Source organism: Mesorhizobium sp. M1E.F.Ca.ET.041.01.1.1 (genome assembly GCF_003997355.1).
In the GTDB taxonomy this organism is placed as follows: domain Bacteria; phylum Pseudomonadota; class Alphaproteobacteria; order Rhizobiales; family Rhizobiaceae; genus Mesorhizobium.
The window spans coordinates 1-449 of the sequence record NZ_RZSL01001259.1 but is presented as its reverse complement, the minus strand read 5'-3'; the positions used below and the strand labels follow the sequence as shown (position 1 = coordinate 449).

At 60.6% G+C, this 449-nt stretch carries 1 pseudogene; it reads right to left on the bottom strand.

The window, feature by feature from the left end:
* Positions 1-250: 250 nt before the first annotated feature.
* Positions 251-449, bottom strand: a pseudogene (locus EOA38_RS38675) (IS110 family transposase); the annotation flags it as partial.

Here is a 449-nt window from a genome sequence, read left to right as displayed (position 1 = left end):
CCGTCAAGGGTGCTTTTGCCGAGGGGCTCGGCGTCACCGTGGTCTCCGACGCGCATTCGACGCTGGATTCGCAAGAGGAGAAAGCGCCCGACATCATCGCGCGGCACAACGACGCCTTTGCCGAGCAGGGCGCGCGGATGACGACGACGGCTGCGTTGGTGGAAAGCTGAGCGCTCTTCTGCTTCTCCCCTTGTGGGAGAAGGTGGATCGGCGCGATAGCGCTGAGACGGATGAGCATCTGTGTTTGTTGTCAAGGAGCGATTGGGCTCCAGGTACGGTCTTGTGTGATGAGCGCATTGGCCATGACGACGAGCTTTCGCATAACGGCGACGAGAACGATCTTTGCGGGCTTGCCTGCGTTGCGCAGCCGGGAGGCGAACACGGCAAGATCGTTGTTGTAACGACTTGCTGACAGAGCAGCCATGTAGAGGGCGTTTCTGACGCCCTTG